At 32.8% G+C, this 21,886-nt stretch carries 23 protein-coding genes; 13 read left to right on the top strand and 10 right to left on the bottom strand.

Annotated features, from left to right (window positions below; all coding sequences use genetic code 11):
- Positions 1-55: 55 nt before the first annotated feature.
- Entirely contained in the window at positions 56-1,273 is a 1,218-nt protein-coding gene (locus GBO31_RS08045; RefSeq protein ID WP_219007817.1) for an NADH:flavin oxidoreductase/NADH oxidase family protein, read from the bottom strand.
- A 210-nt stretch (positions 1,274-1,483) separates the two neighbouring features.
- Between GBO31_RS08045 and GBO31_RS08040 the strand changes: the two genes are divergently transcribed.
- The 10 genes from GBO31_RS08040 to GBO31_RS07995 all read left to right on the top strand — a co-directional run bounded on the left by GBO31_RS08040 (position 1,484) and on the right by GBO31_RS07995 (position 8,480).
- Positions 1,484-2,197, top strand: coding sequence for a DUF547 domain-containing protein (locus GBO31_RS08040; RefSeq protein WP_219007816.1), 714 nt, complete (start codon positions 1,484-1,486; stop codon positions 2,195-2,197).
- Positions 2,198-2,225: 28 nt separating this feature from the next.
- Positions 2,226-2,936 (top strand): TIGR04283 family arsenosugar biosynthesis glycosyltransferase, encoded by a 711-nt coding sequence (locus tag GBO31_RS08035; protein WP_219007815.1) that lies wholly within the window; start codon positions 2,226-2,228, stop codon positions 2,934-2,936.
- A gap of 24 nt (positions 2,937-2,960) precedes the next feature.
- Positions 2,961-4,076 carry a helix-turn-helix domain-containing protein gene (locus GBO31_RS27300; RefSeq protein WP_219007814.1) on the top strand — a complete coding sequence of 372 codons (1,116 nt, stop codon included), beginning with the start codon at positions 2,961-2,963 and terminating at the stop codon, positions 4,074-4,076.
- Between the two features lie 124 nt (positions 4,077-4,200).
- Positions 4,201-4,590: a hypothetical protein gene (locus GBO31_RS08025; protein ID WP_219007813.1), complete on the top strand. Its 390-nt coding sequence runs from the start codon at positions 4,201-4,203 to the stop codon at positions 4,588-4,590.
- A gap of 2 nt (positions 4,591-4,592) precedes the next feature.
- Complete coding sequence (locus tag GBO31_RS08020) at positions 4,593-5,081, top strand: hypothetical protein (protein ID WP_219007812.1); 489 nt, start codon at positions 4,593-4,595, stop codon at positions 5,079-5,081.
- A gap of 6 nt (positions 5,082-5,087) precedes the next feature.
- Positions 5,088-5,663, top strand: a complete 576-nt coding sequence (locus GBO31_RS08015; RefSeq protein ID WP_219007811.1) for a YceI family protein — start codon at positions 5,088-5,090, stop codon at positions 5,661-5,663.
- A gap of 75 nt (positions 5,664-5,738) precedes the next feature.
- Positions 5,739-6,605, top strand: a complete 867-nt coding sequence (locus tag GBO31_RS08010) for a helix-turn-helix transcriptional regulator (protein WP_219007810.1) — start codon at positions 5,739-5,741, stop codon at positions 6,603-6,605.
- A gap of 89 nt (positions 6,606-6,694) precedes the next feature.
- Positions 6,695-7,564, top strand: a complete 870-nt coding sequence (locus GBO31_RS08005; protein WP_219007809.1) for an NAD(P)-dependent oxidoreductase — start codon at positions 6,695-6,697, stop codon at positions 7,562-7,564.
- A 4-nt stretch (positions 7,565-7,568) separates the two neighbouring features.
- Positions 7,569-8,174 carry an FMN-dependent NADH-azoreductase gene (locus tag GBO31_RS08000; RefSeq protein ID WP_219007808.1) on the top strand — a complete coding sequence of 202 codons (606 nt, stop codon included), beginning with the start codon at positions 7,569-7,571 and terminating at the stop codon, positions 8,172-8,174.
- A gap of 99 nt (positions 8,175-8,273) precedes the next feature.
- Positions 8,274-8,480 (top strand): hypothetical protein, encoded by a 207-nt coding sequence (locus tag GBO31_RS07995; RefSeq protein WP_219007807.1) that lies wholly within the window; start codon positions 8,274-8,276, stop codon positions 8,478-8,480.
- A 58-nt stretch (positions 8,481-8,538) separates the two neighbouring features.
- Here GBO31_RS07995 and GBO31_RS07990 read toward each other — a convergent pair whose 3' ends face one another.
- The 9 genes from GBO31_RS07990 to GBO31_RS07950 all read right to left on the bottom strand — a co-directional run bounded on the left by GBO31_RS07990 (position 8,539) and on the right by GBO31_RS07950 (position 16,723).
- Complete coding sequence (locus GBO31_RS07990) at positions 8,539-9,510, bottom strand: alpha/beta fold hydrolase (RefSeq protein ID WP_246615806.1); 972 nt, start codon at positions 9,508-9,510, stop codon at positions 8,539-8,541.
- A gap of 23 nt (positions 9,511-9,533) precedes the next feature.
- Positions 9,534-9,944: a nuclear transport factor 2 family protein gene (locus tag GBO31_RS07985; protein WP_219007806.1), complete on the bottom strand. Its 411-nt coding sequence runs from the start codon at positions 9,942-9,944 to the stop codon at positions 9,534-9,536.
- Between the two features lie 55 nt (positions 9,945-9,999).
- Positions 10,000-10,581: a TetR/AcrR family transcriptional regulator gene (locus tag GBO31_RS07980; RefSeq protein WP_219007805.1), complete on the bottom strand. Its 582-nt coding sequence runs from the start codon at positions 10,579-10,581 to the stop codon at positions 10,000-10,002.
- A gap of 65 nt (positions 10,582-10,646) precedes the next feature.
- The gene (locus GBO31_RS07975; protein WP_219007804.1) at positions 10,647-11,909 is read right to left on the bottom strand and encodes a POTRA domain-containing protein; all 1,263 of its coding nucleotides are present in this window, start codon (positions 11,907-11,909) and stop codon (positions 10,647-10,649) included.
- A gap of 58 nt (positions 11,910-11,967) precedes the next feature.
- Positions 11,968-13,230, bottom strand: a complete 1,263-nt coding sequence (locus GBO31_RS07970) for a POTRA domain-containing protein (protein ID WP_219007803.1) — start codon at positions 13,228-13,230, stop codon at positions 11,968-11,970.
- A 62-nt stretch (positions 13,231-13,292) separates the two neighbouring features.
- The gene (locus GBO31_RS07965) at positions 13,293-14,030 is read right to left on the bottom strand and encodes a hypothetical protein (RefSeq protein WP_246615805.1); all 738 of its coding nucleotides are present in this window, start codon (positions 14,028-14,030) and stop codon (positions 13,293-13,295) included.
- Positions 14,023-15,021 (bottom strand): glycoside hydrolase family 113, encoded by a 999-nt coding sequence (locus tag GBO31_RS07960; protein WP_219007802.1) that lies wholly within the window; start codon positions 15,019-15,021, stop codon positions 14,023-14,025. The genes GBO31_RS07965 and GBO31_RS07960 overlap by 8 nt, the downstream gene beginning before the upstream one ends.
- Positions 15,022-15,057: 36 nt before the next feature.
- Complete coding sequence (locus GBO31_RS07955) at positions 15,058-15,945, bottom strand: hypothetical protein (protein ID WP_219007801.1); 888 nt, start codon at positions 15,943-15,945, stop codon at positions 15,058-15,060.
- A gap of 67 nt (positions 15,946-16,012) precedes the next feature.
- Positions 16,013-16,723 carry a DUF547 domain-containing protein gene (locus GBO31_RS07950; protein ID WP_219007800.1) on the bottom strand — a complete coding sequence of 237 codons (711 nt, stop codon included), beginning with the start codon at positions 16,721-16,723 and terminating at the stop codon, positions 16,013-16,015.
- 312 nt (positions 16,724-17,035) lie between these two features.
- Here GBO31_RS07950 and GBO31_RS07945 point away from each other — a divergent pair, with 312 nt between their 5' ends.
- The 3 genes from GBO31_RS07945 to GBO31_RS07935 all read left to right on the top strand — a co-directional run.
- Positions 17,036-18,337, top strand: a complete 1,302-nt coding sequence (locus tag GBO31_RS07945) for an NAD(P)/FAD-dependent oxidoreductase (RefSeq protein WP_219007799.1) — start codon at positions 17,036-17,038, stop codon at positions 18,335-18,337.
- A gap of 3 nt (positions 18,338-18,340) precedes the next feature.
- Entirely contained in the window at positions 18,341-19,981 is a 1,641-nt protein-coding gene (locus tag GBO31_RS07940; RefSeq protein WP_219007798.1) for a 4Fe-4S binding protein, read from the top strand.
- Between the two features lie 454 nt (positions 19,982-20,435).
- A partial coding sequence (locus GBO31_RS07935; RefSeq protein WP_246615804.1) for an alpha-amylase family glycosyl hydrolase occupies positions 20,436-21,886 on the top strand: 1,451 nt, incomplete at its 3' end.

Raw genomic sequence — 21,886 nt, 5'->3', positions numbered from 1 at the left:
AAGTATGTAAGCATTCATATCCCTAGAACACTATTTAGTTTTGGGGATATGTTTTTTAGAACTTCTTTGCTATGGCCTTTCTAAACTCATACATGATTAAAAACGTAGAACACCATAGTGGGCTCATATTAGTTTTCAATCCTTTTCCTTTCGAAAACCTTATAATTTGTCTTGCGTAAAAACCTCCTTCTGCTGCATCCTCAAATTGTTTGAATCCAGTACGTAAAATCAAGTTTTCTAATCGAGGTAACTTCCCCTTTAGAAAATCCGATATTTGATCTCTATTGGTAATAAAAGGTCGCGCCATTCCAATCAAATCTACTTCTCCATCAGTTAATACTTCATTGCAAAAATCATATGACCTAAAACCACCAGTAATCATGAGTGGGATCGTACTAATCGCTCTTATCTTCTTCGCAAAATCTATAAAATACGCTTCTCTACGTTTTGTACTCTCCTTTAATCCTGAATTTTCTTCATTCATAGTAAAAAAAGCGAGCTTTTCATACGTCCCTCCAGATATTTCTAACAAATCGATCTTTTCCTTATCTAACATTCGAACCACTTCTAATGATTCTTCTTCTGTAAAACCTCCCCTTTGAAAGTCTGCTGAATTTAATTTTACAGCAATTGGAAAATCAGCACCTACTACTTTTCGAACTTCTTTGATAATAGTTAATAATAACCGACTTCTATTTTCTATACTACCTCCCCAACCGTCTTCTCTAATATTGGTAAGTGGAGATAAAAATTGGCTCAATAAATATCCGTGAGCGGCATGGATCTGAACTCCTGTAAAACCTGATTCTTTAGCTAACTTCGCAGCCTTAACAAATCCCTGAATCACCTCTAAAATATCTTGCTCTGTCATAGCTTTTGGCTTCCCAAAAAGTCCTAGCTTTTTTAATTGAACTTCAGAAGGTGCCAAAGGCCTACTTGTTCCAAATTTATTCGTTTGTCTTCCTGAATGTGAAATCTGTACCCAAATATGATTACCATATTTTTTACCTGCTTGCGCCCAAGATTTTAATTTTGGTAACATTTTTTCATCGTCAAAACATACATTCCCAGCTGATTCTAAATGTTTCCGATCTATAACCACATTCCCTGTTATTAACAAACCTGCACCTGTAGAAGACCAATCTTCATATAAGCGTTCATGCCCTTTAACCGGTTCAAAATTAGTATTACTAATACGTTCGGTCATAGCAGATTTCACTAATCTGTTTTTCAATACTGCTCCACAAGGGAGTGTTAAAACTGTACTAATCATATAAAAATAGTTCGATTACAATATTACATATTCGAATGCTAACTTGCAATAAACAATCCACAGGTCGAAAAATAATATCTGTAAGGAATGGCATAGACTTTGGACTAACATCGAGAATTAAACGAATATCTTTATAAAGATTTCGTTATATGGAAAACAATAAATAAATTAAGTGTCAAACCTAACCATTTGGAATAAAACAATAAAAAAATGAAGACCCCAAAACTATTTGTATTTGCAATTATTGCATTCATATCATTACAAACTAATGCTCAACAAAAATTAGATCATGCCATCTGGGATCAGATACTATTAATTAACGTATCTGAAGATGGAAAAGTAGACTATAAAGGATTTATGAGAGATAGCGCTGAGTTATATAAGTACTTCACATATCTTTCTGACAATCCACCAGCAGAAAACTGGAGTAAAGAAGAAAAGTTGGCTTACTGGATCAATGCTTATAATGCTTATACCATAAAACTTATCATTGACAATTACCCATTAAAGAGCATTAAAGACATTAAAAATCCATGGGATAGACAGTTCTTTAAAATTAATGGAGTACTACACAGTTTAAATGAATTGGAACACAAAATTCTTAGAAAACTTGGAGAACCTAGAATTCATTTTGCTATCAATTGTGCTTCCTTTTCTTGTCCAATAGTATGGAATAGAGCATTTACTGCAACCAACGTTAATGATTCCTTAGAAAACTTGACTCGAAACTTTATCAATGATCCTAAAAGAAATACGATCACCGAAGAAGTAGTAGAAGTTTCAAAAATATTTAGTTGGTTTAAAAAAGATTTCAAGATAGATGGTGAAGACGCTAAATCTTTTATTAATAAATACTCTAAAGTTAAAATTGATAAACAAAAAAAGAAAGGGTATAAAAAATATGATTGGAGTTTAAATGAGTAACTTTATACCCTAAATAATAGTTGACCTTTTGAAAATTTCTATCGTCATTCCTATTCTTAATGAAGCGGCTTCTATTTGTAAGCTGCTTTCGCATTTGATAAAAGTTGCACGTTCAAAACATAGCATCAGTGAAATTATTGTTGTCGATGGTGGCAGCATAGACACATCCAAAAAAACGGTCCTTGAATATGCTAAGAATCAAAATACACCAATCAAAGTAGTAGATTCCGAAAAAGGTCGTGCTAAGCAAATGAATACAGGAGCATCGGTTGCGACAGGTGATGTTCTTTATTTTCTTCACGCAGATTCGTTTCCTCCTAAATACTATGATCAAGATATCATAACCGAAATACAGAAAGGTAATGAAGCTGGATGTTTTAGGATGAAGTTTGATTCAAATCATTGGTGGTTACGGTTTTTAGGATGGCTTACAAAGTTTGAAAGTAAACGCTGTCGTGGTGGTGACCAGAGTCAATTTATTACCGCTTCATTATTCAAAGAAATAGAAGGATATGACGAAAATTATATCGTTTATGAGGATAATGACCTGGTAGATCGTCTTTTTGCAATTAACAAATTTGTAATTATCCCAAAATATGTGATTACTTCTGCCAGACGTTATCGAGAAGTTGGAGTTTGGCGACTACAATACCATTTTTTAAATATTCATATGAGACGATGGCTAGGTGCCTCATCCGAAGATTTATATAGGTATTATAAGAAAAAAGTTGTTTCTTAAATCTACTTCTTTATCTTTAGGGAAGTGGAAGCAATACCAATACTTTTAATTGTATTACTCCTTATTGGAGCTATTCAGGGAATCATATTTGGAACCATACTTTGGCAAAAAAAGGGTATACACTATATCTCTAATAGGTTTCTAGCAACCATTTTATTCTTCTTTTCCTATCGACTTATTGTTGAAACATTAAATATTTTCGGTTTAGGCCGCTATGATTTTTGGTATCATATTTTATTAGAATACAATTGGATTTATGGAACCCTTATCTACTTTTTTGTAAAAAGTTATGTGAATCCAAAATTTGAATTAAAACGAAGTGATTGGATTCATTTTCTACCTGTATTAATTGAGTTTGCGTGGAGCTTTTTTATTAAAGCTCAAAACTTTTATTGGGATGGAACTAGAGAAAGTCTTACTTGGTTAGGATATTGGGGATATGTGGTATGGATGCATTACCCTACCATGTTTGTCATTTCTGGAGCACTTATTATTTTCTACAGTATCAAAGCTCAAAAATTGCTTAGTGATATGACTACTGTAGAAGGATACAAGATGATTCCTGGAAAACTTGATTGGATTAAAAGAGTTATTTTGGTCATGAAAATATTTTCTATTATTTATGTTCTTGGTATTTTAATAGACTTTTTCTTTTTCAATTTTGCCAGTAATTTCTTCTATGGTCATCCTGTATTTATAGGTATGGCAATTATTACATATTGGTTAGGTCTCGAAGGGTTTTCAAGAAGAAAAGAAAGTGCTTTCAAACCCATAGCTACCGTTTCTGGTAAAGAAAAAGAACAGCTAGATGTCATCAGTAATGCGCTAAAGCTCAAAATGCTAGAAGAGCAATTATTCAAAGACCCTGAACTTACATTGGCTTCTCTATCCAAACAACTTGACGTAAAACCCTATTTGGTAACCAAATGTCTGAATACGATCTACCAGAAAAAATTTAATGACTATATCAACGAACTTCGTATTGAAGAAGTAAAAAGGCTATTAAACGACCCAAAAAATGACAACTTTACTCTTTTAGCTTTAGCTTATGAAGCTGGTTTTAATTCTAAAGCTTCTTTTAACCGAGCAGTTAAGAAAATTACTGGAAATCCTCCTAGTGCTTTAAAATCAAATGATTAACCAGTCTCAATTAAAAAATTGAGCCCTTTACTTTCTTTAAAATCAGTCTCATTTAGCAAATTGAAACGACTTTTGCCATGAAATGATCAATATTTGTCTCGAACAATTTTAAAATCATAAAAACATGAGACAATCAATCACATTTACAGTATTAGTATTATTAACATCTTTCTTTAGTTTTTCGCAAGAAGACACTAAAGATCTACAACAATTAGTTGGTGAATGGAAACTCGATATGAGCCCGCAGGATAGCACAGATTCTAATTTTGCTATGATGCGTATCGATAAGATTACTCCCAAATCTGTAGAAGGAACATTTTATAGGGAAGGTGTAAAAATGAGAGAAGGAAGAGTAAACACTCAATTAGATGTGATTTATGTAGCCCTTATCTCAGGTGATAATAGTGGTGATTATAATACCACATTTTATTATAAGAATGGAAAACTTTATGGATCAACACATTCCATAAAAAAGGACTTTCTAGCCGTTTGGATCGCAGAAAAAATAAAATAATCATGCAAAAGGTACTTCTATTTTTAGCTGTAATGTATACGTTCATACTACCAGCACAAGTAAAATATGGCACTCCTATCAATGATAAGTTACCGGAAAAACTAAACCAGTTACGAAGAGCAATTTCTGTTAATAATTTTCCAAAATCCATTGATCCTATCAAAATTGATGATCGATATTATTGGAAACATAATACAGGGATACTATGCAAAGAAAGCGAAATAACAATTATAGAATACGGCGCATATCTATTCTATAATAATACCTGGAATTTAAGAAAGTCATATCCTTTAAAAGAATTAAACAAAAACTTCAAAACAAAAAAGGAGGTAATGAAGCAATCTCAACCCTATACTTGGACAAACAACTGGCGTACTGATGATACTCTTTTTGGAGGATGGGCGATGTGGTACTTCATTGGTATTACGAAAGACGGAGAAACCGTCTGCGGATATGAAAAAATAGAGACAACGGATAAACTTTTAAATTAATCAATTATGCAAACATTAAAATATATCCTAATCATCAGTCTAATTATGATTGGGGTACAAAAAATACAAGCGCAAGATCACACCTTAAGAATAAAAAAATCTGAATTATCTTGGACAGGAAAGGCTGCTTTTAATTCGTACTCCCTTACCGGAACCATAACACCGAAAGAAGGAATTGCTACAATTACCAACAACATACTATCTTCTTTACAGCTTGTTATTAATATGAAAAGTATTGATCATGAAAACAATGACTTAAAAAGCCATCTTAAAAATGAAGATTTCTTTGAAGTAAAGAAATTTCCAACAGCTATATTCAATGTAAAAAATCCGGTATCATTTAAGGATGCAACTACTATTTTAAAAGGTAATTTAACGATCAAGGGAAAGACAAATACCGAAAATATTCCTGTGAATATAGAAACTACAGCATCTGGTATACTAATTACTTTTAAATACTCGATAGATAGAACCAAATATGGGGTAAATCATAACTCGCCTAGCATTTTCAAAAGAATGAAGGAGAATGCAATAGCAGATGAGTTTATCTTAGAAGGAAAATTATTATTTGAAGCGAAATAAACTTTTGACCGAAAATCGTTATTTTTATAAAACAACGGTATTTAAACCAACAAATTCTTACCATTTTTGTTTGTTATGAAAGTAGTTCCACAAGCATTCTATCAACATCCTAAGATTGAAAAAGTCTTAGTAAATGGTCTTTCGTGTGTCATTCTAAAAAGCGTACAACATGTAGATCTTCAAAATGAGCGTTATTTAGCTTCACATGCTTTGACATTAGTTTTAAACGGTGGATTGCGAATAGAAACTAAAGAAGGAGATCTTTCGATTGTGAATAAAAATCAAATGATACTGCTTCCTAGAGGTTTATACATGATATCTGATATCATTCCTAAAAATGAATCTTTTGAAGCTATTGTGTTCTTTTTTGATGAAGAAATTACAGATGAGTTTTTACGTAACTTCGAAATATCAGATACTGAAAATTCATCAAGCAGTATCATTTTAGAATATGATCAAAATATTAGACTATTTACTGATACACTCATTACACTATATAGAAATAAAAATCAGCATCAATTCACTAAGCCCAAGTTATTAGAACTTTTACATTTAATAAGTATTTCTAGTAAAGGGGAAGCCTTTGTCAATACACTACAACAGCATAAAAGAAGAGCTAAAAAAGACATTAAAACTTTTATGGGAGATAATTATGACAAACCTTTAGATATAGAAGATTATGCCTATTTAACTGGTCGAAGTATCTCAACCTTTCGAAGGGATTTTAAATCCAAATTTGGAGTGTCTCCAAAAAAATGGCTTGTTCAAAGACGTATGGAAAAAGCAGCTCTTCTATTAAAAGATACTCCTAATTCGGTAACAGCTATTGCTCATCAAGTTGGCTATGAGAATACCTCACATTTCATAAAAGTATTTCAAAATAAGTTTAGTCTTTCACCTAAACAATTTCAAATCAAATATCGAAAAGATATACTTTTATAAATTTTTGACCGAAAAACACTATTTTTTGTTTTTTGGAAAATTTAGCTCTTTTATTTTCCTAGAAATTTGTACCAAACAAATATGTACAAATGAAAAAAATAGGATTTATAGGACTTGGTATCATGGGCAGTAGAATGGCCAACAATCTCCAAAACAACGGTTATGACCTCATTGTATATAACCGAACCAAAGAAAAAGCAAAAAATTTATTGGAAAACGGTGCAGAATGGGCTGCTTCGCCCAAAGAAGTAGGTAAAAAAGCTGATATCCTTATTACCATGCTTTCTACTCCAGAAATAGTAAAAGAAATAGCTATTGGAGAACAAGGTTTTCTTACTTCACTCAAGGACAATAGTATATGGCTGAACTGTAGTACTGTAAACCCGTCCTTTACTAAAGAAATGGATAGTGTCTCCAAACAATTCAGAGTTCGGTATTTAGACGCTCCCGTAGCTGGAACAAAAGCTCCAGCAGCAAAAGGCGAATTACTTTTCCTGGTTGGAGGAGATAAATCTTCCGTAAATGAAATAACACCACTACTTAACATCATGGGTAAAAAGACACTCCATCTAGGAAAAGTAGGGAAAGGTGCTTCAATGAAAATGTTGATCAATCAATTATTAGGACAATCAATGGTTGCTTTTGCAGAAGCAATGGTTATGGGAGAAGCTATGGCACTCGAAAAAGAAACACTTTTTAATGTGCTTCTAAACACACCTGTTGTAGCTCCTGTGATATCGAACCTCCGTGATAAACTGGAACATGATAATTATGAAGCTAATTTCCCTTTAAAATGGATACAAAAAGATCTACACTTATCCAGTATTTCTGCATATGAAAATAGTGTTGCTACACCAAATCTAAATAGTACTAAAGAGCTATTTGCCCAAGCAAAGCAACAAGGATATGGAGACTTGGATTTTAGTGCGATATATAAATTTTTAAACTCTAAAAAATAAAAAAATGAAGTTATTAAGAATCGATGCTAGTTCTAGAATTGAGAATTCAGATAGCAGAAAAATAGCAGATTTATTTCAAAAACATTGGGAACAAAAAAATACCGAAAACTCTGTAATTATAAGAGATATTATTCATACTCCTATACCTCATATCCAACAAAAAACAATTGAAGGTTTTTATACACCAACAGATCAGCTTAATGATGAATTACAAAATGCGATTGAATTATCAAATACCCTAATCGCCGAGCTAAAGGAAGTAGATATATTATTAATCAGCACACCAATGTACAATTTCAGCATTCCATCTGCACTAAAAGCTTGGATTGATCATATTGTTAGGATCAATAGTACTTTTGGGGTCAATGAAGAAGGTGGTTTTTATGGCATGATTGAAGGTGTTAAAGCCTACATTATTACTTCTGCAGGAGCTGTATATGACTCTCAGGAAATGAAAGCTTTAGATTTTCTACAACCTTATTTACAAACCGTTCTAGGACTCATCGGAATTACGGATGTAACATTTCTACCTCTAGAAGGAACAACTATGAATGAAGAAGTTTTTTTAAAAACAAAAGAAAATGCCAAAGACATTATAAATAATATTTAAAAAGTAATAAATTCCCCGTTTTCACGTTCTGAATTTTACAGACATACCCCTCAAATGTCTCAAAATGTTTGGGGAAATATTATTCTTAAAACCTTAATTATGTTAAAGAGCATTTTAAATTTAAAAGACACTCAGGCCCTTAGTAAAGAGGCACAAAGATCTATAAATGGTGGAACCATTAACGGAGCGAAATGCCCTATTTATTCTCCACAAGAATGTCAAAAATGTGGAGGATATCCACTACCTAATGGTTGTTGTTTAGGAACAAGAGAAACACATATGTGTCTTACAGGTGTATTTGAATAATAAACAAACAAGGATCTAGTTTTAATTACTAGATCCTTGTTCTTTTAAAAACTATTATTTATAAAACCTTATTTAAAAATGCTCTCATTTTATTGATAATGGATTCGCTCTCTTCTTCTAAAGCAAAATGTCCAGTATCATAAATATTATAATCAATATTTTTTACGTCCTTTTTATATGCTTTAGCTCCACTTTCAGGAAAAAAAGCATCATTTTTACCCCAAACAATTAATAATGGAGGCTGATTATCTCTAAGATACTTTTGCCACTTTGGATATAACTTGATATTATTTTGATAATCATAAAACAAATCTAAATTAACTTTATGCGCATTCGGTCTTGATAATCGTAAGTAATCCAAATGCCAAGTGTCTGGGTTTACATTTTCGGGATTTCTGGTTCCATGAGTATATTGCCATTTCAACCCTTCTAATGAAAATACTGGTAGTAAAGCCTCTTCAGTTGCTGAATTTCTATTAGCCCAAAAGGCTTTAACATCTTTCCAAGCTTCTCCTAAGCCTTCGTCATAAGCATTACCATTTTGATTAATAATTGCTGTAACTCTTTTAGGGTGTTTGGTTGCTATCCTAAACCCTATCGGAGCTCCATAATCCTGAATCATTAATGCATACGATGTAATTTCTAACTTTTCTAGAAAAGTATTAATAGTATTTGCTATGTTATCAAATGTATATTCATAATCTCTTTCACTAGGGAAATCGCTATTACCAAATCCAGGATAATCAGGTGCTATCAAATAGAACTCATCTGATAATTGGTTTAATACCTTTCGATACTGATGAGAAGAAGCAGGAAAACCATGTAATAATACCACTGCTGGATTTTTTGGATTACCCGCTTCTCGATAGGCTACTTGTACTCCATCTACAGTAACTTTTTTATATTTCACACTATTAGATTCAATTACCGTGTAATTAGTATCGACATAGGTTAGATCGAATGCTAGTACACTACTACTAATGGCGATCATTAGCATTAAAACTAGATGTTTTGTTATTTGATTTTTCATTTTGTGTATTTATTTAAATTAGATTATAGTTTTCTTTCAGATGCTGTTATTTCTAGATCATTGATGCTAGCGTATCTCTTTTTCATAAAACCATTTTCATCAAATTCCCAATTTTCATTACCGTAAGCTCGAAACCACTGCTCTTGATCATTTTTATACTCATATTCGAATCGTACAGCAATCCTATTCTCTGTAAAAGCCCACAACTCTTTTTTTAATTTGTATTCCTGTTCTTTTTCCCATTTATCGGTTAGAAAATCTTGTACTTCTTTTCTTCCATTAATAAATTGATTACGATTTCTCCACTTGGTATCTTCGCTATACGCTTTAGATATTTTAATTGGGTCTTTTGAGTTCCAGGCGTCTTCTGCCATTTGTACTTTCTGTTTTGCTGTCTCCTCTGTAAAAGGAGGTAAGGGATACTTCTTTTCCATGATGATTTTTATTTATTACCGAACGTTCGGTATAATGATTATTTAAAAAAATATGTTAGTCCATATAGTATTTTCTTATTTCTTCTAAAGTATCTAAAAACAATGAATTATCAGACATTGCATTAGAAACCACTAAACTTCCTTGAACACTAATAAGGCCCTGCTTTGCAATTTTTAAAGATATTTTCTCATCTAGCCCAAATTCTAAACCAAAATCCGTAAAATGTTGAATCCAAGACTTCATTTCGGACTTTATCTTTTCTCCAAAAATTTCCATTCCGCCCTCCATCGACAATGATCTTAGTACACAGGTTTCTTTTCCTTCATCATACAATTCACTAATTTTTTGCAATACTATTTCCAATCTTTCTTTTGGTCCTTTCGATCTATCTAAAAGTACCGTATAAAGATTATTAGTTAACCAATCTGAAGAATATGATAAAACGGCTAAACCAATTTGTTTCTTCCCTTCAGGGAATCGGTGATACAAACTTGCTTTCTTTAAACCCGCACCTTCTGCTAATTCATTTAAACTAGCACCTTCATATCCTTTTGTCCTAAATACTTGATTAAGGCCTTCAATTAACTGTTGATCATCTACTTTTACTGGTCTCATAACAGCACAAAAATAATTCATTTAAGTTTTTTACCAAACGTTCGGTTTAAAATTAACGTGTATTTAACATCATATAGTTTATTCTTCTAGAAATATTGACCTATTCCGAATACGAAACCATTAGTAGCTTCTTCTGTAACTCCATATCCATAATCGATTCTAAAAATTGCATTAAAAATTCGCTTATGAATAAAACGTAATCCAACACCAGGATATACTCTAAAGTTTTGGGTATCGCCAAAATCTCCAAAGTCTCCTCCTGGATTTCGCCAGCTTCCTCCATCAACAAATACATTACTTTGTAGTACAAACCAGTCTTTATCCACTAATGTGTGTCTGTACTCAGTATTCAGAACTATTACTCCTGTACCTCTATCGATGGTATTCCCAACTCCTCTAATATTCAAATTATTATCTACCGCAAATGGAGCAAAAGGAGATTCATCATTGCTAGCCAATCCTACGCGTAATCTCGACGCCCAATTTCCTTTTTTTCCAATTCTGTGGTAGTACATAAAATCATTCCAACCTATTAAAAAATCAGGCAGCACATCTTCTGTACTAATCACATATTGGAAATTTGCAATGCTTCTAAATCCAGATACGTATTGAAAATAAAAATCCAAGTTATTATATTCATAAATACCTTTAAACAACAATTTATTCACATCAAAATCCAAAGGAACATCTGGTGCAGTGGCTCCTGTTCGATATGTATAATCTTCATTAAAATAGTTGACACCTAATTCTATTCTATTTTGAAAATTAAACTGGTATAATCCTAATAGTTCATATGAAGTATTGTTGTATTTATAATCTGCAGTACCGTTATCTAAAAAAACTGGTTCTTGAGTAGTAAGACTTTGATAATTAAACGCTAATCCAAACTTTTTACTAAATAAAAAGGGGGCTCTTATATTCACCCCAAAAGAACTATAAATATCATCTTGATAAAATCCTCCTAACGCTACATTTTGACCAAATAAATTGAATTCATACAATCCTACTCTAAACGCAAACTCATCGTTGTTAGTTGTATATACATTAGCACTCGGGATGATCGTAAAATTCTCTTCTACTCCATAAACAACCTTGTAACCGTTTTCTTGTTTATGCACCTGATAATAAGCGTGTGCAATACTTGGCAAACGTTTTAATCGTTTGATATCTTCTTCTATTTGAATTGAATCCAATACATCACCTTCTCGAATCGAATTCAATTTTGCAATGGCTCTTGTTTTCGTTTTTTTATTTCCCTGAATAACAATTTCAGAAATCACATTTTCTTGAGCGTAGCCTAAACAACAAAAACAAAAGGTTATGAAGACAGTGGTAAGTCTTATTCGCATTTAGTTGTAACTATTTGAAGCAATTTTCTAACAAAGGTACGTCTTATTACACTGCAAATCAAAAATATTGACCAATTCCAAAGGTAATTCCATTGGTTGCATCATTTCCAATTCCGTAACCGTAATCCAATCTAAAAACTGCGTTAAAAATTCTTTTATGTATGAGTCTTATTCCTGCACCAGGATAAAATCGTAATGTACTACCATCTACCAGTTCTACAAGTTCTCCTCCTGGATTTCTCCAAGTTCCAGTATCAATAAAAACATTACTTTGCACTACAAACCAACCTTTTTCATATAAGGTATGTCTATATTCTGTATTCAATACCATAGCTGCAGTTCCTCTATCAATAGTATTTCCTGCTCCTCTAATGTTTAGTTGGTTATCTACTGCAAATGGGGCAAATGGGGTATCATCATTAGATGCATATGCCAATCTTAAACGACTCGCCCAGTTTCCGCGTTTACCAACTCTTTTAAAATATTCAAAGTCATTTCTTCCTATAAAAAAGTCATCCAGCAAACCTTCTCCACCAGTTACAAATCGAAAATCCAACAAGCTTCTAAAACCTGAAACGTATTGATAATCGATATCAATATCATTATATTCGTACTCTCCGCGATATGCTATTTTATTAGCTGAAAGACTTGTAGGTATTTCAGAAGGCAAATCTCCTTCTATAAAGTCATATTCTTCTTTGGAAATATTTACTCCAACCTCAGCTCGGTTATGAAAGTCAAACTCATACAAAAAGTTCAATTCAAAAGCTCTAGTATCGAATTTATAATTAATCGTATTATTATTTTCCAGAAAAATTGGTTCTTGAGACACTAGATTTTTATAGTTAATACCAATCCCAAATTTATTGGTAAATAGATAAGGTGCTTCCCAATAACCTCCATAGGAATCAAAAACATCACGCTGATAAAACCCTCCGAATATCTGATTTCTTCCAAATAAGTTAAATTCAAACAATGAAACTCGATAAGCAAATTCTCCATTGTTATCGGTGGCAATACTTAAACCAGGAATAATGGTAAAATTTTCCTCAATGGCATAGGTAATTTGATAGCCTGAATCTTGTTTTTTTTCTACTATAACTTCAGCATTTGCCACTCCTGGAAGTCTCTTTAGTCTCTCGATATCCGTTGCTACTCTTAAAGAATCATAGGCCGCTCCTGGTTTTACTTTTACCAGTTTTCTAATAAAAGATTCTTTGGTCCTTTTTAGACCCGTAATTTGTAATTCGGATACAATGGTTTCTTGAGAAAAACTTCCACAATACGCAAAGAAAATCAGTGCTATTAAGATGTTCTTCATAACATTTTTTATCAGCGTAGACGCAAAATATGCTATGATCTTACAAGAATATCTAAAATAAATTAAGGTTGAAACTCTTTTTGAATCAATAGGTTCACCCAATTGTCCTCACTAACTCCCATAAGTGTAAAGTTATATGAACTCATTGTATCCAATTGTGGTGGTATTCCCATGGTAATATTCAATACTACATTTTCGGTTTTGTAATACTGAAATTGTTTCTCAAAGGTATAAGTTCCCGATAACAATTCATTATCAATATCTGAAACTACTTGAAAGTAGATTGCATTATCATCAAACATTCCATCTTGCCAAGTAAAAACAGGCATATTTGCAGTTGTAAAATCAATATTTACCTGATCGGTAAATTCTGTGGGGCTTGTTTTATGCTTTAATCGAATTGGATTGGATAAATGCAACTTTCCTTCTTCAAAAAAGGTGATGATCACCCATTTCTCTTCATCGACATTTCTGGTAAATTTTCGAAGATATCCATTAAAAAAATCAGTTGACTCTATGAGTATCCTCTGATAACTGTTATAATCGTTTTTATCTACATCGATACCAGACGTTTCATAATATCTAATATCAGTTGCTCCAGGTCTTGGATATACATATGCAATAATAACATCATCATCAGAGGCTGATCCAGAGGCACATGCAATAACATTGTCTATTTCTATTTCATTGGAGTCTACTAATTCGGATAAAGAGCTATTCAATTCTATCGTATTTTCATCACTGTTGCAGCCGCATAATATGCAACATAGAACACATACGATATAATTGACTTTACTCATCTTTATATAACTCTTGAATTAATTTTTCTGATGGTTTGTTTTGTATGGTAAATCTGTTATTCTCTTCACCTCCAACTTTTTCATGATTGTGATACCATTTCCATAAAAAACCTCCAGCAAACCAAGGTTCTTTCCAAAACTCTTCATACAATGCTGTCAATGCATTATTCTGACCCTGTAGATCTACATTTCCTTGTACTCTATTAGAATCCCAAGGCTCTTTCCCTGTATAGTATACACTTCTATATCCATACTCTGTAAATAATACAGGTTTTTCTACCGTAGCTTGTATATTTCCTATCTTCTTTTTGTGAACCTGCCAACCTTTTCTTAGTTCTTCTATAGTTGGTGTTTTACTTTCAGAAACAGGAAAATATGCATCTATTCCAATATAATCCAATTGATTCCAAAAAGGTACTTTAGCAAACTGATCCCAATTCTCAGCATAAGTCAACTTTCCAGTATATTCCTTTTTTATTTTTTGAATCAATTGATTCCAATACTCTGGTCTTTTTTGAACGAAACTGTGCAATTCAGTTCCAATACATAATACAGGAACTTGAAGCTCTTCTGCTAGTTTAGCATATAGCATGATAAACTCTTCATAGGATTTCTGCAATGTTTTCCAGTCTTCTTCAGAATCCATAGCAATATTACCTGTAAACTCTCCTCTCCATACCCAAATCTGAGGTTTTAGCATTACTTTAATTCCTCGTTGATTTAGTAATTCAATAGTACGTTTTGCACCATCTGCTCTTTCTCCCCACCATTGTCGTTCTATATTAAAAACTACTGTTGGTTCTTTTAAATTTTTTACAAATCCAAAGGGCATCACCGCTGCCCAATTTGCATTTACATTTACTACAGGAGTAATATGTGTTTCATCAATTTGATCAGGTGAGGCTACAAAGCTAATTCCATTAATCTTTGGCTGCTGTCCAGAACAACTACAAAAAAAAACGAAAATCAACGGTATAAAAAGATGCTTCATATCTATTTTTTATACCGCTGAAAATACAATATTATCTTAGAAAACAGCTCTTAATCCAATGTTAAAAGTTTCTCCTAATCCTGTTCTATCTCCTCGAACAAAGTTTGTATATAAAGCTTCTATATTCAATTCTTTTGTTAATTGATATTTAGCACCACCACCTAAAGCAGTAAAGTTCTGATCAAAATCATTCCCTAAATCGATCAACTCTGAATGTTGTGCCAATGCTAACACTGTAAATTTAGAACTTGGGAAATAACTAAAAAATATTCCTGGTGTCAAACGTAAACTATCGTTTGCAAAACTATCTTCTTCATCTCCAAAATTTAGTTCGGAATTTAACTCTCCGAAAATCTGAAATTTGTTTCCAGGAAATGTATAATCATAAAAGAAACGATTTTGCCAAATAAATCCATTCTGATCAAGAAAAACACCATCTTCCGTTTCATTATCAACTAGTGGAATGAAAAATGAACTTTGAATAGAAAAGTTATTTACATTTTTAAATGGTACAAATTTTACAGACGGAGCGATAGAAGTCAATCCTGATCTTGCAGAACCTCTTTCACCATCAAACTTAAAAACATCTAAAGCATCTCTTCCTCCAACGGCATTAGATCTAAACTCTAAAATCGCTCCAATATTCCATCTTTTATTATTTCCAATTCCTGTATATGCTTCTAAAGTACTTGTAAAGAAAGTATTTCTAGGAATATCTCTTTCATCTCCATTAGGTCCAAAAAGATCTTTTGTTTCTGTATATAAGTTATTAAACCATTTAATATCGTATTGACCTTTTCCAATTAATTTAGAAGGTGTTAATGTTTGAATAACTGAACCTTGATCATCATCATCTTGTGCAAAAGCAAAAGAAACAGTTAGTAAAAGGCAAAAAGCAGTTATAATGTTTTTAGTAAATTTCATGATTACAATAGGTTATTAAAAATTAGTTTAGGTTATTATTAGATGTTAACCTTTATATTATGATTTGTTATTTAATGATGTTCAAAGACCAGTTATAAGGATAATAAGAGATTCTTGCATTCGAAGGAATTTTTTCTTTTCTGAACTGATTCACATAATCGATTTCAGATCCATTTTGCGTAAAATCACCTTTATACCATTCAAAAATTTGAGAAAGCTGTACTTTTTTTCCTTTTACTTTTATAAAGTTCGGATTGTTTAATGCTATCGTAGTCTGACGTTGTAATTGTTTATCTAATAAAGCTGGTGTATACGCTTCTGATATTATTGGAGGACAACCTAATCCAGCACAAACTAATGCAAAATGGAAACGTGCTTCTTTTGGAAAATTCTTACGTAGTATTTTATTCTCTAAGTCATTTAGCGTGGTTTCCTTACCAGCTAATTTATATTTGGTTTTATCAAAGAATCCCTTAATCTTTAATGGAGACTTTGTTGGAAAATTATTTACAATCCCTTTGATAACGGAAAGGTTATACCCATTTATATAAAATGCTTGAAAAGTTTTAGCATTACTTTTGGATACACTAATTGTAGCTGCCATATCAAGCAACTTGTTTAATGTTTCAGGATTGTTTTTAATGGTTTTATAATCAACTCTACCGTTAGATACGTGTTTCTTAAAAAAAGCATCGGATTGCTTAAAAAAATCTGCTGTACTTTGTGAAAAACCAAAAGCTACAGTTAAGAATGTTAGTACATATATTATTTTTTTCATGACTTTTTATTTTTACTCCTCAAAGACGAAGTGGTGTTTTACATTTAAGTTTTAGTTTACCTTGGTAACGGGCATTGAGTCGAAGCGCTTAACAGCTACTTACAAATTATTTTGAAATTGTTTTTCAGGAAAACTTCAATGGATTAGTTAAAGAATGACTGTTCGAATTTCTATTTATAACTTACAAATTCATGGTTTTTTAGATTAATTCTAAATTATTGAAGCTCTTTAAGTTCTTATATTTATAAACGACTTACGCACAGAAGCTTCATTTTAAGAACTAAAATTGAAAATCAACTAACATAAAACTCTATGGAACATATTGCAATAATCGGCAACGGAATTTCTGGGGTAACCGCTGCAAGGCATATCCGAAAAATATCCGATAAAAAGATTACCCTTATCTCTGGCGAAACTGATTATTTTTTTTCCCGTACAGCCCTTATGTATATATACATGGGACATATGAAATTCGAACATACCCAACCTTATGAAAATTGGTTCTGGAAAAAAAACAGAATAGAGCTAAAGAAAGGATTCGTTTCGAAAGTAGATCATGAAAAAAATCAATTAATTTTTGAAAACGGAGAAAATCTGCAATACGATAAGCTTATCATAGCCACAGGCTCCAAACCAAATAAATTTGGATGGCCTGGTCAAGATCTAGATGGCGTTATGGGAATGTATCATAAACAAGATCTTGAAAACCTCGAAAAATATGCTCCTAATAAAAAAGTTTGTAAACGAGCTGTTATAGTTGGTGGAGGACTTATTGGGATCGAATTAGCAGAAATGTTGAATTCAAGAGGTATTCCTGTGACATTTTTAGTTAGAGAAGATAGTTTTTGGAATGGTGTACTTCCCGCTGGAGAAAGTGGAATGATCAACCGACATATTAAGAATCATCATATCGACCTTCGTTTAGGAGTAAATCTAAAAGAGATTAAAGCAGATGATAACGGAAAAGTAAAATCCATTGTAATACAAGAAACTGGAGAGGAAATTGAATGTGATGTGGTAGGTCTAACCGCTGGTGTATCTCCAAACATTGACTTTCTAAAAGATTCTGGTATAGAATTAGGCAGAGGTGTAAAAGTGAATCGTTTTCTAGAAACCAGTGTTCCTAACGTATATGCGATAGGAGATTGTGCAGAACAACATGAAGCAATTGGAAACAGAAGACCTATCGAAGCTGTATGGTATACAGGTAGAATGATGGGAGAAACCGTTGCTCAAACCATATGTGGTAATAAATTAGAATATAAACCAGGACACTGGTTTAACAGCGCAAAATTTTTAGATATCGAGTATCAGACCTACGGTTGGGTATTTGGTAGACCTAAAGATTATGAAGCACAATTTCACTGGATACACGAAGATGATACCAAATGCGTAACTGTATCTTACCATAAAGAAACAAGAGAATTTTTAGGAATTAACACTTTTGGTATTAGAATGCGCCATGAAGTATTTGATCGATGGCTAACAGAAAAACAGGATGTAGACTATGTAATGAAACACCTTCCTGAGGCAAATTTTGACCCTGAATTTTATAAGCATTTCGAAAAAGAAATTTTAACCGCTTTTCAACAACAACAAACCGTAAACGCATAAATCATGGCAGTAGAAAGAAATATGGCATTAACAGGACAACCTCCTAAAAGCCTAAATACAATACAAAAGATAGGTGTTCTTATCGGAATGTCTGGACTTCTAATTTTATTATTAGCAACATTCAACGTTAATCTTCCAAATCAAGCATTATGGTTAACAGTATCATTAGTTGCTCTAACAACAGGGATTATTGTTTTTTCCAAAGGAGCTTATGATAAAAAATTGGAAGGAATAAAAAATGATGGTGTATGGTTTAAATCCATGTCCTCTCGTGGTGTTCTAGCTTGGATTGCTGGAGTATTCTTAACTGGCTTTTATATAGTACTATACTTTTATGCAGAACTTTTGGGTCTCGGACAAGGTGTCGATGGCGCCAATACAGGATTGATTGGTTTATTTGACCCTTTAAGTTACGCATTAAAGAATGATAAAGCGAGTGAATGGTTTGTATATGGAACATTATACACGATTGCCATCATTGCCTTTGGCATCAAATTTATGATGAAATACAAGCACAATCGCTACGAACAATTACGTACAGTTAGTGTTATGTTTTTCCAAACAGCTTTCGCTTTTGTAATACCAGAATTAATGGCTCGTTTAAATTCTGATGATTTCTCCTTACCCTATAATGACATAAAATTAATGTGGCCATTAAATTATTATGCCTTTGATCAATGGAGAGTGGATCAGTTTATTAATGCACAAACTATCGGACTGTTCTTTTTAATACTTGCCATTCTAATGGTTTTTGTAATTTCTCCATGGCTTACGTACAAATACGGAAAAAGATGGTATTGTTCCTGGGTTTGTGGTTGTGGTGGATTGGCAGAAACTGCTGGTGATGCGTTTCGTCAACTATCTGATAAAAGTGTTAAGGCTTGGAAAATTGAACGTTGGTTAATTAATGCCGTACTTGTATTTGCAGTGATTTTTACAACGGCTGTAATCTCTACATATCTTGGATATGATAGTACTAAATATTGGTTTACAAAAAACACCTTTCTTATATCATCTGGAGCTTTCTTAGTTATCGTATTTGCTGTAGTAGCATACTGGAAGCGAGATCAATTAAAAAGCGACGCATTTATTGGAGCGACAGCATCATTGGTTATTACATTAGGGTTCTTTGTATTATTAGCTTTTGTGGATATCAATAACATAAAAATTAACGCAAGTTATTTGTCTTTTGGCCTAAACACTAAAGAATATGGACTTGCTGATGGTTTACGAAGTTTCTATGGTTTTGGTATTGGATCTATTTTCTCTGGCGTTATCGGAACAGGTTTTTATCCAATTCTGGGTAATAGAATATGGTGTCGTATGGGATGCCCTATGGCAGGGATTATGGGAATTCAACAACGTCTCTTTTCTAAATTTAGAATCACTACTAATGGTGGTCAATGTATTTCTTGTGGAAACTGTTCAACCTATTGTGAACAAGGAATAGATGTTCGTGCGTATGCTCAGAAAGGTGAAAACATTGTTCGATCTAGTTGTGTAGGATGTGGAATTTGTTCTGCAGTATGTCCACGAGGAGTATTAAAACTTGAAAATGATAGCTTAGAAGGACGTATCAACTCTAATGATGTCTTATTAGGAAATGATGTTGATCTAATGAATTATGTAAATAATAAAAATTAAAACTATTTCATTTAAAGGATAAACAAACCCTATTATTTCTATGCTTATTAGAAATAATAGGGCTTTCTTATTGTATACATCCAAAATTTTATATACTTCTCAAATCAATTTTATTTGATTCGGTTTCGTTATCTACTTACTTGGTAAAGAACATTATTTAATTGATTTTCAAAAAATTGAAAAGACTTTGAACAAACTAAAAATTTGAAAATTCCCCTTAACACATACAGGTATCCCCTATAGTTTTTACTGTTTCTGTATAAGTTCAAATAAATTATCAACACGAAAACGTTTGAGTTATTATATATGTAAAATATGAATTCATTTATTATTTATTTTGTAATCGAAAACGTTTGAGTTTTGTTTTTTTCGTAATGATAGTTTTGAAAATGATGTTTGATATCCAGCTCGAGCACTTTATCTATTGTAACCAATATTTTAAATATGTCATACAATGAAAAAAGTCACACACACTTACTTATTATTGCTTTTGATCTTATTCTTATTTTCTTGTCAAAAAGAAGAATTGGATACTTTTCCAGATCAGAATTCGATTACATCTGAAACTAATTTTAATACAAAGTCTTCTTTACCCAATAGCGCAGAACAAGGTGCAATGTTACATGCGCATACTTGGCCCTTTCGTGGCATAGAAAATGCTATTCCTGATATTGCCGCAGCAGGATTTAATTCTGTTCAGGTCTCACCAGTGAATAAAACCAAAGGAAGTTCTCCATGGTGGATATTATATCAACCATGCGATTTAAACATAGGGAATATCGTTTTAGGTTCTGAAGCTGATTTTAGAAGCTTGTGTCAAACAGCCGAAAACCACGGTGTAAAAATTATTGTTGACGCAGTTTTGAACCATGTTGGCGATAATGGCACGCCTAACAATTGGGCTGATGAATTAGATCCTGCTCTAAAACGAGGTGAATATTACCATTGGAAAGGAACTATTAACAATTATCAAAATCGTTGGCAATTGACCCAACAAGATCTTTTAGGACTTCCTGATTGGAATACTCAAAGCCATGAAGTTCAGCAATTACATGTTAATTTTTTGAATAAATGTATCAACGCAGGTGCTGATGGCTTCCGTTTTGACGCCGCTAAGCATATGGAAACAAGTGGAGGAGAAGATGGAAATTGGCGAGGAAACTATTGGGAAAATGTTTTAGGACAATTACATAACTCTGGTAATTTATATCTTTTTGGAGAAGTGCTTCCTGACCAGGCGGATAATGATGAATATTATATGAGATACTATGACATCACGGCACATGGATATGGTAGAACTTTACGCAGTGCGGTACGAAATTATGATGTCACTAATATTCAAAACATTTGGCATGGTGATCATACTATAAGCCCTGATAGAGCATTAGTTTATGTTGAAAACCATGATGATTTCGAACATAATGATGATGGCGCAAGATCCTTAAATCCATGGCAACGAAAAATGGGATATGCTATTGCCGCAGCAAGAGCTGGAGTAACTCCTCGTTTACTAGATAGACCAGGTTCTGAGGATGTATGGAGAGATCCTGATATTTCCACGATTAATCATTTTCATAATGCCATGGTCGGCCAAGGAGAATACCTAAGGTATCCAAGAAAAGAAACACTCATAGTCGATAGGGGAAATAAAGGTTCTGCTATAATCAACTTGGGTGGTGATTACTATGTTGACAGTCCAACAAATTTAAGCTCCGGTAATTATGGTTCTTTTAATGTTTCTGGAGGAAGACTTACCGGAAATGTACAAGGAGGAGCCATTGTTGCCTTATATAACGGTAATAGTGACGGAGGTGATGGTGATGGTGGAGGAGATGGCACTCCTACTGGAAATACCAAAATATATGTTCATTATAATGTAGGCTGGGGCAACTCGATGTTTATACG

Origin of the sequence: Aquimarina litoralis (assembly GCF_019295435.1) — a bacterium.
GTDB classification, from domain to species: domain Bacteria; phylum Bacteroidota; class Bacteroidia; order Flavobacteriales; family Flavobacteriaceae; genus Aquimarina; species Aquimarina litoralis_A.
The sequence above is the reverse complement of the archived record's forward strand: the minus strand, read 5'-3'. Positions and strand labels throughout refer to the sequence as shown.